Source organism: Ochrovirga pacifica (genome assembly GCF_000220525.1).
In the GTDB taxonomy this organism is placed as follows: Bacteria; Bacteroidota; Bacteroidia; order Flavobacteriales; family Flavobacteriaceae; genus Ochrovirga; species Ochrovirga pacifica.
On record NZ_AFPK01000026.1, the window covers coordinates 18579 to 32705 of the forward strand.

At 33.9% G+C, this 14127-nt stretch carries 12 protein-coding genes and 1 pseudogene; 3 read left to right on the forward strand and 10 right to left on the reverse strand.

Annotated features, from left to right (window positions below; genetic code table 11):
• Nucleotides 1-93 precede the first annotated feature (93 nt).
• Together FS85_RS15055 and FS85_RS0103610 are read right to left on the reverse strand one after the other, a co-directional pair.
• The gene (locus tag FS85_RS15055; protein ID WP_050809610.1) at nt 94-1272 is read right to left on the reverse strand and encodes a FecR family protein; all 1179 of its coding nucleotides are present in this window, start codon (nt 1270-1272) and stop codon (nt 94-96) included.
• Nucleotides 1273-1374: 102 nt separating this feature from the next.
• The gene (locus tag FS85_RS0103610) at nt 1375-1929 is read right to left on the reverse strand and encodes an RNA polymerase sigma-70 factor (RefSeq protein WP_237706937.1); all 555 of its coding nucleotides are present in this window, start codon (nt 1927-1929) and stop codon (nt 1375-1377) included.
• Nucleotides 1930-2109: 180 nt separating this feature from the next.
• Here FS85_RS0103610 and FS85_RS0103615 point away from each other — a divergent pair, with 180 nt between their 5' ends.
• The 3 genes and pseudogenes from FS85_RS0103615 to FS85_RS16345 all read left to right on the forward strand — a co-directional run.
• Nucleotides 2110-2874, forward strand: a complete 765-nt coding sequence (locus FS85_RS0103615) for a TIGR02757 family protein (protein ID WP_010134682.1) — start codon at nt 2110-2112, stop codon at nt 2872-2874.
• A 113-nt stretch (nt 2875-2987) separates the two neighbouring features.
• Nucleotides 2988-3848: a YihY/virulence factor BrkB family protein gene (locus FS85_RS0103620; protein ID WP_010134683.1), complete on the forward strand. Its 861-nt coding sequence runs from the start codon at nt 2988-2990 to the stop codon at nt 3846-3848.
• A gap of 39 nt (nt 3849-3887) precedes the next feature.
• A pseudogene (locus FS85_RS16345) lies at nt 3888-4139 on the forward strand (integrase core domain-containing protein); the annotation flags it as partial.
• Between the two features lie 59 nt (nt 4140-4198).
• Here FS85_RS16345 and FS85_RS0103625 read toward each other — a convergent pair.
• The 8 genes from FS85_RS0103625 to FS85_RS0103660 form a co-directional block, all read right to left on the reverse strand.
• Nucleotides 4199-5464, reverse strand: coding sequence for a glycoside hydrolase family 117 protein (locus FS85_RS0103625; RefSeq protein WP_010134684.1), 1266 nt, complete (start codon nt 5462-5464; stop codon nt 4199-4201).
• Between the two features lie 138 nt (nt 5465-5602).
• On the reverse strand, nt 5603-7201 hold the full coding sequence (locus FS85_RS0103630; protein ID WP_237706938.1) for a sulfatase: 1599 nt from the start codon (nt 7199-7201) through the stop codon (nt 5603-5605).
• 8 nt (nt 7202-7209) lie between these two features.
• Complete coding sequence (locus FS85_RS0103635) at nt 7210-8319, reverse strand: glycoside hydrolase family protein (RefSeq protein WP_010134686.1); 1110 nt, start codon at nt 8317-8319, stop codon at nt 7210-7212.
• Between the two features lie 121 nt (nt 8320-8440).
• Complete coding sequence (locus FS85_RS0103640; RefSeq protein WP_033194556.1) at nt 8441-9769, reverse strand: TolC family protein; 1329 nt, start codon at nt 9767-9769, stop codon at nt 8441-8443.
• Nucleotide 9770: 1 nt separating this feature from the next.
• Complete coding sequence (locus FS85_RS0103645; protein WP_010134688.1) at nt 9771-10892, reverse strand: efflux RND transporter periplasmic adaptor subunit; 1122 nt, start codon at nt 10890-10892, stop codon at nt 9771-9773.
• A gap of 11 nt (nt 10893-10903) precedes the next feature.
• Nucleotides 10904-12163 carry an ABC transporter permease gene (locus tag FS85_RS0103650; RefSeq protein ID WP_010134689.1) on the reverse strand — a complete coding sequence of 420 codons (1260 nt, stop codon included), beginning with the start codon at nt 12161-12163 and terminating at the stop codon, nt 10904-10906.
• Nucleotides 12156-13400 (reverse strand): ABC transporter permease, encoded by a 1245-nt coding sequence (locus FS85_RS0103655; protein WP_010134690.1) that lies wholly within the window; start codon nt 13398-13400, stop codon nt 12156-12158. Before FS85_RS0103655 ends, FS85_RS0103650 begins: the two co-directional genes overlap by 8 nt.
• Nucleotides 13393-14094 carry an ABC transporter ATP-binding protein gene (locus FS85_RS0103660; protein WP_010134691.1) on the reverse strand — a complete coding sequence of 234 codons (702 nt, stop codon included), beginning with the start codon at nt 14092-14094 and terminating at the stop codon, nt 13393-13395. The genes FS85_RS0103655 and FS85_RS0103660 overlap by 8 nt, the downstream gene beginning before the upstream one ends.
• Nucleotides 14095-14127: the final 33 nt, after the last annotated feature.

Genomic DNA, 14127 nt, shown 5'->3' on the forward strand with positions numbered 1-14127 from the left:
ATAATTATGGATCGGGAAATGTGGCCGCATTTCTCGATTTTTTTTATAGCACTTAAAGTGATTGGTCATCTCTTATAAGTCAAGTCATAAAATTTAGTTTTTAGGTTTGTAAATGTGAATGATATTCTCTTCTTTGGTATAGTCAATTTTAAAACTTTTGCTAAAAGTATTTAACACCTGTTCAATGGTTTCTATATCAAACCTTGCAGTAAACCTTTTTTCAGACAATTCTGTGTAGTGATTGTTAATTTTCACATTGTAGTGTCTTTCTAATTTTTTAAGTATATTTTTAAACTTTAAGTGTTTAAAAACTATTTTCCCATCAATCCAACAAGTATATATAGAAGTGTCATACACATTACCTACTTTCATCACTTTTTTAGTATTTATCCAACTAGCTCTTTGATTGGGGTATAGGGTAAATGGTTTTAGTACAGATTTAGATTTCTTGTCATTGTACAAGCTTACTGCTCCCTCTACCAATACTGTATTGATTGCCCAGTCTTCTGGATAACATGAAACATTGAATTTTGTTCCTAATACTTTTATATTAAGATCATTAGACTTTACTATAAACGGATGCTTTTTATCTTTATAAACTTCAAAAAAAGCTTCTCCTACCAAAGAGACTTCTCTTTTTTGATTGGGTAAAAATCGGATTGGATATTTTAAAGTGGTACCCGAATTTAAGTAAACTTTTGTGCTATCGGATAAAAGCAATTGAAATTGTTTTCCGTAAGGAACTGTAATGACATTAAACTTCAGCTCCGTTGTTTGTGTATCTCCTATATATGCCAGTTGTTGCCCTTTTTGTACCCCAATCACTTCGCCCTTTTTGTTGACTAAAGTTCTGGTTCCATCCTCAGAAATTACTTCTACTTTACCATCATCGTGTTTTAGTATAATTTCATTTTCTGCATATTGATACGTTTCTGGAGCTGTATAATAATAGTCATAAAAAAAGTAAGAAACACCAGCCAGCCCAACAAACACAGCTGCATACTTTACACTTTTTTTTAAGTAGTAAAGTTTTGTTTTAGGAGCCACCAGTTCTTCAATTTCTTTCCATTGTTGTTTTTTATCTTGTTTTAGTTTTTTGATAAACGAATTTCTTTGGTCTTTTTCTTTTTGATTGCTTAGCCTGTAAAAAATTTCTTTAGTATCTGCAGGATTGAAAAGACTTCCTATCTCATCTTCATTCACCTTTTTGTCCTTTAACATAGACAATGCTATTTTTTTAGCAAGGACAATAATATTTTCTATTCTTTTCATTTTTCAGCTTAAAAATTAACACATTCTTAAACTAAGACGACAAAAAAAACGAATAGGGTTAAAAAAAATGTTTTTTTATAGAAAAAATAAAAAAAGAAAGAATTATACAAATAAATACCAAAACAATCCTAGGATAGATTCTTTTAAAATAGGTCGCAATTTTTGGTACGCAATTCTTTTTTGTGCTTTTACCGTATTGATAGAAAGAGACAATTCTTCTGAAATCTGCGCATTTTCTAGGCCACTTAAACTCAGTTTCATAATTTGCTTACAACGTTCTGGTAAGGTATTAACAGCTTTGTAAAGTACTCTGTTTACTTCTTCAATCATTACTTCTTTTTCAAAATAATTTTCTGAAGTAAGTAAAGTCAGCTCATGTTCAGATAGCAGAGCTTTATTTTTATAAGCTTTACTTTTTAGCAAATCTAAACACTTATTTCTTACCGAAGTATACAAATACGTTTTTACAGCCAATCGATTCTCAAACTCTACCTCTTGTTTCCAAACCTTTACAAAAACATCCTGAACCACATCTTTAGAATGTTCTAAGTCTTCTACATATTTGTTCGCAAACAAACACAACGAGTAGTAGTACGAATGATAGAACTCTTTGTATTCTTTAAGTGATAGTTTTATTTTTTTAGAGGATGATGTCAAATTAAAATCAATTGAATTACTAAAAAAAAGCTTCTTTAGCTACATATTTATCAAGCGGTTTGTAAATATATTTAAAAAAAACCAACAATCAAGCATTCTGTTTTAATTCTGTTTGCTTTCAACACACCCAGCCCCTACTTACTTTATTATCTTTGCTTGCATAAATAAACCTTGTATTTAATGAATCAAACTAGCTTAAAATCTTTTTTAGATCAGAAAGTAATACAATACAATAACACCGATTTTATTGATAGCGACCCCGTTCAAATTCCGCATAGATATACACAAAAAGAAGATATTGAAATTGCTGGTTTTTTAGCAGCTACTATCTCTTGGGGCAAACGACCTATGATTATTAAAAACTGCCTAAAAATGATGGAACTATTAGAAAACTCTCCTTATGATTTTATCCTCCATCATCAGCAAAAAGATTTAGACACTCTTTCTGACTTTAAACACAGAACTTTTAACGGTATCGATTTGCAATTTTTTATACAAGCTTTACACCACATCTATACACATCACTACGGATTGGAAGCTGTATTTAACAAATTCCGAACAGATAATTCTTTACAACCTGCTATACACCAATTTAAGAATCTTTTTTTTGAAATACCTCATCCTGCAAGAACCACCAAACATATTTCTGACCCCAATAAAGGTTCTGCTGCCAAAAGAATTAATATGTTTTTACGTTGGATGGTTAGAAAAGATCCTTTGGGTGTAGATTTAGGGATTTGGAAAAGCATTCCCACCGCTTGTTTATCTTGCCCGCTAGATGTGCACACAGGCAATGTAGGAAGAAAACTAGGGCTAATTACGCGTAAACAAAACGATGCCAAAACTCTTGCTGAATTGGATGCCAATCTAAGAATATTAGATCCTATAGATCCAGTAAAATACGATTTTGCTTTGTTTGGATTAGGAGTTTTTGAAAACTTTTAAAACACAACCATTTTCTCCCAATTATTCTAATTTTACACTTGTCTTTAGTATCTTGGTACTACTTATAAACCTTCTTTAAACAATTGTTTTACACTAAAAACACATTGCTATTTATGAAAATAGATTTTAAGAACACCTTTCAAATTTTAGTACAGACATATCAAAACTGGATAAAAAATGATCCTTTTCAAATGAGTGCTGCGGTAAGCTATTACGCATTGTTTTCTTTTCCTGCTTTGTTGATTATTATTGTACAATCTATTGGTTTATTTTACAGCAAAACAGAAATTAAATCTAAAATAATTGATGAAATTTCTTCAGTATTAGGTCAAGAGACTGGAGTTTTAGTCGAAAATATCTTACGCAATTCTTTTGACGAACACCAAACTAAAATTGCATTGTATATAGGAATAGCTACATTAATTTATGGGGCAACTGGATTGTTTATTTCTCTCCAAAAGTCGTTGAACAAAATTTGGGGAATGCCCAAAAACACAAATCAAAGTTTTTTTAAGTTGATTAAAAACCGTTTGTTTTCTTTAAGTCTAATACTTATCATTGGTTTTTTATTGTTGACTTCTTTGGTACTAACTTCCATTATCAATGCACTAACAGATTGGATTCGTGGTTTTTTACCAGAATTTGTTATCCTTTTATTCCAAGTAATCAACTTTGTAATTCCTCTGTTGTTAATTACGGTTTTGTTTGCTTTAATTTTTAAAATCTTACCCGATGCCATCATCAAATGGAAAGATGTTTGGCTTGGTGCGTTTGTAACTAGTTTGTTGTTTAGTATTGGAAAAATGGGATTGGGAATTTATTTTGGAACCGCCAACCCCGAATCTTCTTTTGGTGCTGCTGGATCGGTTATTTTAGTATTGCTTTGGGTTTCGTATTCCAGCATTATTTTGTTTTTTGGAGCTGAGTTTACTAAAGTTTATGCTTCTAAATATGGTGATGGTATTATTACATAAAAAAGCTAAAATTAAATGTAGTATTACCAGTCCTATCCCCCTTATCAAAATGCAATAGCAGAAAGAGTGTATGGTATTTTAAAACAAGAGTTCTTAAGCAATACTTCAAAATTGAATATTAGATTAATGTCAAAGGTTGTAGAAGAAGCTATTGAAATATACAATACTCAAAGACCTAAGTTGTCTTGTTTGATGAAGACTCCTGAACAAATGCATAAACAGGATAGAATAAACATAAAATCATATAAAAACAAAATATCATCACAAAACATGATTTGTGATGATATTTAATAAATTTTATCTTTTATAAAACTATAACGCTTTTTTAGGACGTTACAGAATTATCAGAATTAATTCTGTAATCTTTTGTTTTCTTCTTCAATACGCTTTTTTTGTTTTCCATTTAAGCCCATTTTGTAAAAGAATTCGGGTTTTAAATAAACATGATTCTTTTTCATATCCAGATCGTTTACGTCTTGGCTTAAATCACAATCAAATCGAGCTAAAATAGCATGATTGGTTTTCCACCCATTTACTGCTGTAAAATGGCATATACCCCAAGTAATTCCTCTACCGTTTTGTGTATCTGTAAATGCATCTGGAATAAAAGGTCCTGCTGCATTAGGCAAAAACTCTGTTATAGAAGCAACTTTAAAGTTCACCCCATCTTCTGCATATTGAATGGTGTTGTGTTCATTTCCATCTCTAATAACAATAGAAGCTATTCCTTCTTTAAAAGGGAACATTGTTGTTTCATGACCTGAACTAGAAATTGGGTTTAATGGATGTTTTTTAAAAGGCCCTAAAGGATTGTCTGCAATAGCTAAACCATGCATACGAATTAAATCGGGTTGTCCGTTTGAATCTGATTTGTAATACAAGTATATTTTACCATTGTGCACCAACGGATAAGGATCATGAATAGAGTATTGATCCCACTCTCCTGGTTTACCATTTGGTATTACAACTTTATTATAGGGAGTCCAAGGTCCGTCTGGTGAATCAGCCCAAGATACCGCTACAGGGCAATCGTCTCCTCTTTTCCCACTAGCTTCCATAAATCCTTGATAGTACAAGTAATACTTTCCTTTCCACTCTAAAATATCAGTAGTCGTTACAGATCTCCATCCTACGTTAGGTTTTGGAGGTCTTGGCACAGCCACTCCTTGTTCTTCCCAAGTAAAACCATCTTTACTTGTTGCATACCAAATTTCACACAAATCCCAGTCTGCCGATGGAATTTCATCCGTTGCTAAATGTGCATTTCTACCTCCTACAGGTGGTGTTTTGGTATTTCTATAGGTATACCAAACATAGTATTTTCCGTTCTTAAAAATCACTTTTGATGGATCTCTACGTGTAATCGTTCCATCGTGATTGCTATAATCTAAACCTTTAATTTCTGTATACTTAAACTGAGAATACAATTCATTATCTTGTGGTGTTGCTCCATATACATCATAACTTCTTTCCATAGAAGCACTCAAGGGTCTATTCGGTTTTTCTTTAGGCAATTTAAAAGGAAAAGCTTCTGTTTTTTCTTGAGAGAATCCTCCCAAACTCATAAAACACAAAGCAGCAAAGGCAGACACTTTCGTCAAATCCAGTTTTATCATTTTATCTATTTTTAATTATTGATTCGATACAAAAAAAATGAAATTTGTCTTTTTTCTCCAAAACATATTCTTATTTATCTAAACCATATGTTTAGAACTTAGGCATCTTTGCTTTGGGTAACTAGACAACAACACAACTTAGTCTTTAGTTACATGACTTCCCCACCAATCAGCATTAGGTTGATAGTCTTTTTTTAACATGTTTAAACGTTGTTTTTCTAAAGCTTGTAATTTCTTGGTTGCTATTTTTTTTAAGTATTTTTGTTCTTTTTGTACATCGTACAAAGGGTCTTTTTCTGGAAATTTTGCTCCTACCTTGTGCAAGTATTCAAATAGTTCTTTATGTAAACTCGCTACTAAATCTGGATGTTTTTGTGATACGTCTTTCTGCTCTCCCATATCCTTTTTTAATTGATACAATTCATTCCTTCCATCTTCGTAATAGTGAATCAATTTCCAATCCCCTTTTCTGATAATTGACGAAGGTTCTCCTCCTTGGTTTCCATAGTGTGGGTAATGCCAAATCAAAGATCTTTCTGTCAGTTTTTTTCCTTCTAGCACAGGCTTTAAACTCACACCATCTTGATGTGCATTTGGTTTCAAATCAACCCCGACCAAATCTAACAATGTAGGATAAAAATCTACCCCAGAAACAGGAACATTGGTTTGTTTTACCTGACTTTTCATCCAAGGAACTTTAATAAAGTAAGGTTCTTTAATTCCACCTTCGTATTGGTAACCTTTACCTCCACGTAAGGGCAAATTAGAAGTAGAGAATGCATCTCCGGCTGCCACCCCTCCATTATCGGATGTAAAAACAACCAAGGTATTTTCATCCAAACCTAAATCTTTTAACCCTTGCAATACACGCCCTACAGCATCGTCCATACTTTCCACCAAACCAGCATACACGGGGTTGTCTTGTGTGTGCCTTATGGGTAAATATTTCCCCATTTTATAAGAGTTGGTTGCAATTCCATTGACTGCTGCTTTATTTCTGTATTTTTCCCATTTTATTTGAGTAGTTTCTATGGGACCATGCACAGCATAAAAAGACAAATAGGCAAAAAAAGGTTGTTCTTTGTGTGTTTTCATAAATTGTACAGTTTCTTCTGCCAAACGCATGCTTAGGTTTTCTCCATCAGGTCCATCTTTTAAATTTGGATTTTTGTACGGAGCAAAATACCCTCCTTTAGGACCTCCTGCATGGTAACCACCAACATTAATATCAAATCCATGATCTTCTGGCCAAGAACCTTTTTCTCCCAAATGCCATTTTCCTGCAAAAAAAGTAGTATAGCCGGCTTCTTTTAACGCCTCTGGCAATGTAATATTTTCTTTGTTCAACTCGTGCTTATATTCTGCTGGCAACAATTTTGAAAATCGTTTTTTTTCTCTCCATTTTTCTCCTGATCTAGCTCCTATCCAATCCGTAATTCCGTGACGTGCCGGAAAAGTCCCCGTTAAAATACTTGCTCTAGAGGGGCTACAAACCTGACAAGCCGCATAGCCTTCGTTAAATGCAGTACCATCTTTTGCAATTTGGTCTATATTGGGTGTTTCATAAAATGAATCGTTTCTAAAACTCACGTCATTGTATCCATAGTCATCAGCCAAAATAAATAAGATATTTTTATGTGCTTTTTTTTGAGAAGAGGGAGTTGCTTCTTTTTTATTGTTGCAAGCCATCAAACTAGACAAGACAACTACTCCTAAAATAATTTTCATTGATTTCATTGCTATTCTTATTTATTTTGTGAATTCCACTGTATTGGAATGGCAATATTACCATTCACATTTTTATCGTAAACCGCCACGTATATCATTATGGGTTGCCCATTTTTATCTGTCAATACAAAAGGACGTTCTACACGTTTTGGTTTCCATACAGTACCATCGGTTAAAACAAATTCTTTTTTCATAAATACCGATCTTTTATCTTCTTGCCACGCTTTACCGTTGGTAGAACTAAACAAAGCCAAGTCTCTTTTGCCCATTACATGGCATACCATAAAATATTTTTTAAGAATGGTATCGTACCACAAAGTTGCATCTTCCGTTTGTGCCTTGGCATATACGGGTTCTGGATGAAATTCAAAGGGTCCTTCAGGGGAATCTGCATTTCCTACAAGCTGAATTCTAAATGGTTTTTTGTGTTTTAAATCGTCTCCTTTTACAATCATTTTATATTGCTTGTCTTTATAAATTACTGCTGGATTGACAGCAATTTTCTTAAAGAGCACATCATCAGGAGCCACCACCACTTTTTCTGATCGTACAAAAGGTCCATTAGGGTTATTTGCTAGAGCAACTCCTATACGCTGGCGATCTCTTACTTCCATTCTGTGCGCATCAAACCAAGTTTGGTCTGGATACACTAACGTATCACTAGACTGAAACAAACCTCCTAGATCATTAGCAATATAATATAAGGCAATTTTTCCATCTGCAACTACAGCGTAAGGATTGTGTGCATTGTTGGCATCCCATCCATTTTGTTTTTTACTCTCTAAAACCACGTTAACAAACTCAAAAGGTCCTTGTGGTGCATCGGCCACTGCATGCGCTATTTCACAATGAGTCATCCAACCTTTGTGTTCGTATTCTTTTTTCCAACGTGCATAATACGCATGGTATTTTCCCTCCCATTGTACTACGGAGAGTCCCCATACATAATAGCCTGGTTCTACCAAAACTTGTGCTTGTTTTTTATGGTTGAAAAAATTAGCAACAGCAGTTGTATCCAAAGGTTGAAAACTGATGTCTTGGTAATTGTTGAGTACCGTTTTTTGTGATTGACAAGCCGCAAATATACAAGCTAGCACACTACATACAACTAAGGATTTGATTTTCATTTTATGATTTTCATTTTTAGAATTGAATTCAAAAATAAAGCTTCAATATTTCTATACAGAACACCCTAGTCTAAAACTAGAGGACATATGATGAAAACAATCTAAAAATTAAAATCAACGATTACTCAACAACCTCTTCTGCATGGTAATACAAATCCAATATTTTTAAGCGGAATAACAAATTGTATTTTACACGTAACAGTTCTGTTTGACTTCTTTGGTAGTTAATTTTAGTTTGTGTATAATCTAGTAGATTGCTTTGACCAACATCAAAACGAGTTTGTTGGTATTCAAAGGCCAATTGTTGGGCTTGTGTATTTTTTTCGCTGGCCAAAAAAGTTTTATACATAGCTTGAGCATTTAAATAGGCCTCATACACATCTTGAGTAATACGTTGTTGACTTTGTTTTAGTTGGTATTGCGACTTGAGTACATTGATTTTACTTTTGGCTACTGCATTCTGAGTTTGAAAGCGATTAAAAATAGGAATGTTGAGTTGAAAACCATACACCCATCCATAGTTATTTTTTAATTGATCTATGTACGATATATCAAAAATATCCGATTCTCTGGTGTCAAAATTTAAAAATCCCGTTAGCGTAGGAAAATAAGCCGATTTTGCAATTTCCACTCCTTTTTCTGCAATCTGTATGTTCAGTTCTGCCCATTTTAGCTCATTTCTATTTTTCAACACCTTGGTAACTATGCTATCTATTGGTCTTTCCATTTGAGCTCTATCATCCAAATCAATCTCTATTTCTTTAAAATCCATCTCTTCATTTAACTCAAGATTTAACAACCTTTTTAAACTCAATTTGGCAATGGTAAAACTGTTTTCTGCCTCAGCAATTCTTTGTACATCATTGGCTGCAGTAGCTTCAAGTTGTAACACTTCTCCTTTAGCCAAAGTTCCTGCTTCTACTTGTTGCTGAGCTTGCTGCAATTGCTCTTGTGTTAATTGGTATTGATTTTCTAAAATAGCAACGTTTTCTTTTTGCAATAAAACTTCTAAAAAAGCATTGGCTACTTGCAACATTAAATCATCCTTACTTTTGTCTATGTTAAACTGTGCTGCTACTTGTTGCAACTTAGCTTGTTGTAATTGATGATAGTTTCTAAACCCTGTAAACAAAGGAACGTTGGAATTAAAACCATAGCTAGAATTACGTGTGGTTTGATTTTGCAACACTCCTGTTGTAACATTCTGACTTAGTCCGTTATTCCAAGCATTGTTTGCCGAAGCCTGCAAATTGGGTAAGAAAGCCCCTTTAGCACCTTTTATATCAATGGCAGCTTCTTGCAAGGTTAGCAATTGCTGTTGTATCTCTATATTATGCGTTATGGCATATTGGATGCAATCTTCTAATGACCATTTTTTGGTTTGTGCCACCCCAGAAGTCAATCCACAAAGCAAAAACGCAGTTCCAGTAATGATTTGTTTCAACTTCATACTACTTCTTTTTTTCTTTTTTATCATTTGGGATGATGGCATTCCAATCTTTGATTTTATCTTCTTTAGAAATTCCACTTTTAATTTCTACAGTAATTCCATCACTTACCCCTAAAACCACATCTTTACGTTTAAACTCTTGTTCGCCAATAAGCACCTCTACATAGGGCTTTTTTGTTTTTTTATCAAACTGCAATAAAGATTCTTTAATAGCCAAAACTTTTTCTGCCTTATCTAAAATAATAGAAGCATTGGCACTTAATCCCGCACGAATAACCGTATTACTTGGTATTTTTAAAGCCGATTCAATATCAAACTGCACTGCTCCATTTTCTTCTACTCCTTTGGGGGCAATATAGTCTAAAGTAGATTGAAACTTTACATCTGGCAAAGCTCCAATGCTAATATCAATAGGCATTCCTTCTTTAATTTTTCCCACCTCACTTTCATCAATAGTTCCTTCAAAAATCATTTTATTACTATCTGCTATGGTAGCTAGTTTGGTTCCTTCATTAAAATTGTTACTTGGAATTACCTGAAAACCATTCTTTACGGGTACTTCTAAAACCACACCTCCTATGGTTGCTTTTACTAAGGTATTGGCTAAATTTTCAAAACCACGTGTAGTTCCTGTTTTAATGATTTGGTAGTTTTCTGTGGCAGAAACCCATTTTTGTTTTGATTGTTGATAGGTAGCTTTGCTCTTGTCATAATCGTTTGCCGAAATCACTCCTTTGTTGAACAAAAGTTGCTGACGATCAAAAATCTTTTGTTGGGCATCTAAATCTATTTTAGCACTAGACACCGCATTGGCAGCAGCTTGTATATTATCTACCGTTGGAATGACTTTAATTTTAGCAATCAAATCTCCTATTTGTATAGTATCTCCTGCTTCTACATAAATTTCATCAATAATTCCCGGAATATTAGGTCGGATAATAACCTCTTCTTTGGGAGTAATTTTCCCCGAGGCCACTGTACTCTGAACAATGGTTTCTACCGTAGCTTTTTTGGTTTGATATACCACTGGTTTTTTCTGGTCTCTTTGCCACAAATAGCCCAATGCTAATACAAATACAATGACAATGATGAGAAGGATAAAAATAGTTTTTGATTTTTTCATGTGCTAGGTTGTTATTCTGTTCTTATTGCGTCTATAGGTTTCATTTTTACAGCCTTTCTAGCAGGAATCATTCCTGCAAACAAGCCAAAAATAATTAAGATACCAAACAGTAACAATACAGTAGATATTGATACCGTAGGGTTGATGACCATAATTTCAAAAGGATCCAAACCATCAATCCAAATATTGACTAGAGATAAAAGTAGGGTAGCAAAACTAATGCCTCCCATACCTGAAAGTACTGTTAAAAAAACGGATTCTAATAAAATTTGTTTTTTAATGACATAGGGGGTTGCTCCTAACGCTCTACGAATTCCTATTTCTTTGGTTCGTTCCTTTATAACAATCAACATAATATTGCTAATTCCAATAACTCCAGACAATAAAATCATCAAACCGACAAAAAAAGACACGGCCGTTAATGTGGTAAAAAGCAGGTTGAATTTTTCAAATTGACTGTTCAAATCAAAATTACCAATAGCTCTTTTATCCAAAGGATTGATTTTATGATTTTTCTGTAAAACATCTATAATTTGCTCCTTAAGTTTAGACACAGACTGTCCATCTTCGGCAGTTATAAAAAAATAATTTACCTGATCGGCCATGTTAAAAACCTGAGAAAAAGTATTGAATGGTATGTGTATTTTTTGCTGAGCCTGTACATTGTTATTTCCTTCTATTGAAGTATCTTTATACACCCCAACCACTTTAAAATTCACCCCTTTTATCTGAATATAGCTTCCAATAACAGGTTCGTCTTTTTCATACAACTCATCAATCAAGGCCCACCCCAATACGGCAACTTTACGTTTTTGATCTATATCTTCTTGGTTTACATAGCGTCCTTGGGTAAGTTTGATTGCAATTTGAGTTAAAAATTGAGCTGTATTTCCTTCAACATTAAAGCTTCCACTTTTTAATCCGTGTACAATGTTGGTGTTAAAATCGTTTCTAGGTGAAACTACTTTAAGACCTTTTACATTTTCTTTGATAGCTTGCTCATCTTTTAAATTGAAACGATACCATCTATTTTTGGGCATTCCCTGATATTCCATAGAAGTTTTTTGAGCCCACACAAAAAGTGAGTTGGTCGCAATTCCACTAAACTTATGTTTGATTCCTGTTTCAAAACCTCTTGAAGCAGCCAACAAGAGCACCATGATAAAAATTCCCCAAAAGACACCAAAAGCTGTCACCATAGTACGCAACACGTTTGATTTTAACGAAGCGAGTATTTCTTTCCATAAATCTCTATTCATCATGCTACTCATCTCTTAAGGCAATTATAGGTTTTATTTTAGAAGCATATTTGGCAGGAAAATAACCTGCTATCACCCCCGCAATAACTAAAAGAATTACGGTAGAAATGGCTATAGAAAAATTAACAGAAGGTTGATAAATAAAATCGGTTTGTAAGTTTTTTCCAATCAACTCCAACACCAAAAAACCTAAAAACAAGCCCGATACACCAGAAAGAGAAGTTATAAATATAGCTTCGTGTAAAATCATCACCACAATAGCTTTTGGTTGTGCTCCCAAAGCTTTTCTAATTCCTATCTCTTTGGTACGTTCTTTTACAATAATAAGCATAATGTTGCCCACCCCTACAATACCTGCTATAAGCGTTAGAATACCTACCACCCAAAAAAATAGTTTCATTCCAAAAATCAACTGATACAAATCCTTACTATTCTTTACTGAATTGAAATAACGAATACCTGTAGGATCATCTGGATGCACTTGATGGATTTTCTGCAATTTAGCTTTTACTTGGGCTGCAAAAGTTTCGGATTTTGCCAAAGCATCTTCATACCTTTCTTCAGGATGCAACGTATATAAGAAAGAGCTTCCTTGTCTTTCTCTATGATACAACTGTAGCATGGTACTATGTGGCAAATAAACTCGTTCATTTTCACGTTCATTTGGGTCTTTAAAAACGCCCACTACAACAAATTGTATTTTATTTACTTGCACTCGTTTTCCTAACGCTTGTTGATGAGTTTCAAAAAGCGTTTCAGACACTTGAGTACCAATAACAATCGTCTTATTTTTTTGATCGTAATCTTTTTGGTTGATGAATCTACCTGCAACCAAATCGGCACTTTCTAAAAACTGTCTATCGGGCATAACTCCAGTAAATTGGTAACTTCCCGATTTATCTTTGTAATTAAATGTCATCCCAAAACGACGGTAATCTGCCGATTTGTACTCGATATATTCCTGATATTGTTTTTCTATCAGCTCATAGTTGTCTATCGTTAATTTAATAGACCTTCCTGCATTAAGTCCGTTGTATTCTTTAGAAGTATTCCCCGACCAAAAGTGCATCAAAGTTGCAGCATCTCTACTAAATTGTTTTTCAGTTCCTTTTTTAAACCCATTGGCAACTCCAAGAAGAATAATCAAAATAAAAATACCTGAGCCTACAGAAACTCCCGTTAAAAAAGTACGGAGCTTGTTTTTTGCTATTGCATCAAATATTTCTTGCCAACGGTCTATATTAAACATAATCTTTTGCTAAAACAGGTTCAATACGCTTATCACTTATCATAATTCCGTCACGCAGTTCTACATTACGTTTGGTCATCTGAGCAATGTCTGGCTCGTGGGTAACGATAATAATGGTTTTGCCTTCGTTATTTATTTTTTGCAAAATTTCCATGACTTCGTACGACGTTTTGGTATCTAAAGCTCCTGTGGGTTCATCGGCCAACAAAACCTTTGGATCCGATGCCAAAGCACGTGCAATAGCCACACGTTGTTTTTGTCCTCCAGACAGCTCGTTGGGCAAATGGTGTGCCCACTTGGCCAACCCTACTTTTTCTAAATAATATAGTGATCTTTCTTCTCTTTCTTTTCGTGATACACCCTGATAGTACAAAGGCAAACTAACATTGTCTATTGCGGTTTTGTAATTGATAAGATTGAAAGACTGAAAAATAAAACCTAAAAATTTATTTCGGTATTGGGCTGCTATTTTTTCGTTTAAATTTTTTACTTCTAAGCCATCTAAATGATAGGTTCCTTGGTCTAGCTCATCCAAAATTCCGATGATGTTTAGCAAGGTAGATTTTCCAGACCCCGAAGACCCCATGATAGAAACCATTTCGCCTTTTTGTACACTAAAATTAATTCCCTTAAGTACAGGCAATACATTTTTTCCCATTTGATAGGATTTGTATAGGTCTTTAATTTCTATCATATCTAAGAAGTTACTTGGTAGCGAATAAAATAA